The 3030-nt window shown below is 45.3% G+C and carries 2 protein-coding genes; both read left to right on the forward strand.

The annotated features are described in order from the left end of the window. Positions 1-216: 216 nt before the first annotated feature. Positions 217-1395: a hypothetical protein gene (locus MO867_RS21290; protein ID WP_252472868.1), complete on the forward strand. Its 1179-nt coding sequence runs from the start codon at positions 217-219 to the stop codon at positions 1393-1395. A 115-nt stretch (positions 1396-1510) separates the two neighbouring features. After that, complete coding sequence (locus tag MO867_RS21295; RefSeq protein WP_252472871.1) at positions 1511-2755, forward strand: cation:proton antiporter; 1245 nt, start codon at positions 1511-1513, stop codon at positions 2753-2755. The last annotated feature ends 275 nt before the right edge of the window (positions 2756-3030 follow it).

The following is a 3030-nucleotide window of genomic DNA, read 5'->3' on the forward strand; positions in this document are numbered from 1 at the left end:
GTTAGATCTTGACCTGAGTTGCGGAAAAGTTGCCCGTATTTACGAGCGGTACAGTAACTATGGGGCTATAGCTGCATGAAACTGTCCGAAGTGTTGTTGTCTCATGAATATATTTTTTGGGAAACTTTGTATTTAGTGCTGAATAGTTACAATCATTATTCTCCTATACTGTGAGGAGGTGTGCCAAAATGATCGCAGAACAAGTGAGGCTCGGATATGTGTAAAGAGCCACTTTCACGGGAGTTAAGGGCTCAACAGGCCTTACTTATTGTGCTGATCAAAAAATCCCATGATGGAATGCTGTTGGTTTTATTTGTCGGGCTATGTGATTCCATTGGCAGTGACCAGCTAATGGGCGGTTTTGCCTTCCTGCATAATAGACGCCCCATTCTCCGTGCTAGGGTCGAAGTGGAAAATCGACTGCGTTGGTTATGTGTCGTGGCATTTGAATCAATACCATTTTCCGTTCGAAAATTTGATGGAATATTTGACTTTGAGAGCGAGCATCTATGGCATGAGAATAGTTATATAGGCGTGGAAAAGTATGTCTATAGCATAACGTTATATGTCAATCAGAAAAATGAAGTCGAGAGGGTGGTTGTAATTGATAACCATGCGGCTCTGGATGGACGGTCAATTATGGCGCTTTTTTGTGATTTGGACGACTTTCTTGAGCCTTATAAGTACTTTGACGCACGGGATATAGAGTCATTTTTTGATAGCACAGGCAGTTGTCTTCCGTCAGCGGGTCATTTGGGAGCTGAATCCACCCCGCAGGGGGCGGGTGATCCTCAAAAGTGGCTAGTTGAAAAAATAGCCCCAGTCTTTCAACGCCGAAGGCATGTCATTCTTCGGTTGTTGTCGCCAGAAATTGTTGCTTACTTTGTGTTGTTCAATAGGAGGGAGCAGGTTTCATTAGCGAAAATTTATTACGCCATGGCGCTATTTGCTGCTCAGGGTTTGCCAACCTATCCGGGGACAGCTGAGGTAACTTTTTCAATCGACTCCGGAGCCTTGTGTGGACCACCTAATGGGTTGGATGTGGCTGGCACTTATTCTGCAATGGCTAATTCTCATACTTCTATAGAGGTGCGGTTGGGTGGTTTGATTGATCCCTCCAGAAATCTTCAGGAGCAACTGATATTGAGTTTAAGTAATCGTGCGCCATTTGCAATCAGTTTTGATTCGGGTTGCCAATTGAGTGATGTCGTGGAATTTACGTTTTATGTAATAGCGCAGAGCCCAATATTTTCCTTTGGCATGATTGTTCACAAACATGCAGTCCATCCATTAATGGTAATTACTTGTGCGACAAGTCAACATGCTGAATTTGTTTTCGGGTGTTTCGAAACATTGAATAGTCACGACGGTGCAAGCCACTTTGTTGTGCGCTAGGTGATCATTATGAAAATATTGGCTATGAATCGTTGCGTCACATGATTTTATAAAAATCTTTGAGTTAAAGGGGTATCTTATTATGTTGTTAGTTGTATAAAGTTGGGAGTGATTCGTGAGTGATGTCGTCACTGTTGTTGGTCAGGGCCTTTATCTTGCGGTGGCTGCAATTGTTGGCTTAGGTATTTCCCGTATATTGCGCATCGATAATACGCTGGGCTGCCTTTTGGCCGGGATACTGGCGGCACTTCTATTGCCTGTTATCGATTATGATACAGGACTGAGAGCCACCAGCCTGAGGGAGTTGGTATTTTTTGTTATTTTGCCGGTTTTAATTTTTGAGTCTGCCTGGCAGTTGGAGCCCAAAGTCTTAAAGCGATGGACCGGAGCAATCTTGTTGTTTTCAACACTGGGTTTGGTGATTTGTGCGGTACTGATAGCAGCGATAACCTATTACGGTATTGGTCACCCGGAAGGATTTCCGTGGGTTGCAGCGATGTTAACCGGAGCGATTTTAGCGGCAACCGATCCAGTATCGGTGATGAACAAGTTGAGGCAGGAAAAAACCGGTGAGGACTTGCTGACACTGATCGATGGAGAAAGTCTTTTCAATGATGCAGCAGCCGTGGTGCTCTATTCCCTCGTGTTAGGCTTGGCGACCTACGGAATTGTTGAAGGTTCTTCCATGGCCCCTGAGGCGCCCTCACTGGGTATCGGCTCAGTCAGTTTTTATTTTTGTATGGTATTTTTTGGTGGTGTCGCGGTGGGCTTTGTATGTGGTTTGATCACAACGCTGATTATTTTGTTTCTCCGGTCACCCAATGCGGCACTAATGACTTTGGTAATAGCGGCGTTTGGCAGCTTCTATCTGGCAGAAAGTATTTTACATGTGTCGGGTATCATTTCTGTCATGATGTGCGCAATCGTCGCTCGCGCCTGTCTCAGCAAACAAAATACTACCTATCTGGCTCATGCTGGGCCAACCTGGGAATGGATGGGTTTGTTTTTCACCAATATTATTTTCGTTATTATGGGGCTGGTAATTACCTTCGAAATGTTCAGCCACCAGTGGTTGGCAATGTTTATCGCCGCAGCTGCGGCTCTAGGGGCGCGAGCCCTTTCGGTCTTTCTGGTTGCCCCGCTTACACGATTTGTGGGTCCACCCATACCAAAATCCTGGCGACTCTTGATGAGTTGGGGCGGTTTAAGGGGGGTTATTGCGGTTGCGCTAGTATTATCGTTGCCGGTAGAGCTGCCCTACTGGTGGACTATTCAGTCAATGGTATTTGGTGTTGTACTTTTTTCCCTATTGGTACAAGGGACCACCAGTGGGCGTTTAATACGTAAATTAAATTTGTAGGCTGCACTGTTTTTTGGATATTTTAAGGCGGTGCTAGCCAGGCTGTAGACCAGCATTCTACTGCTGTACTGCTTGAGCCCTATAGGTACTTAGTACTCACGATCACCGCTGATAATGGTAAGGGATTTGTGCCACATGAGAAGATCGGTAAGGCTCAGTGTTGTGGTCAAATCTAACCGGACACCTCTCTAAGCACATTTCTCAAATTCGATAGGGGCTACGTCCCCCAGTGTTGTATGTATCCTACGTGAGTTGTAATACGCAATATAGGCTCT

Origin of the sequence: Microbulbifer okhotskensis (assembly GCF_023895975.1) — a bacterium.
In the GTDB taxonomy this organism is placed as follows: Bacteria; Pseudomonadota; Gammaproteobacteria; order Pseudomonadales; family Cellvibrionaceae; genus Microbulbifer; species Microbulbifer okhotskensis.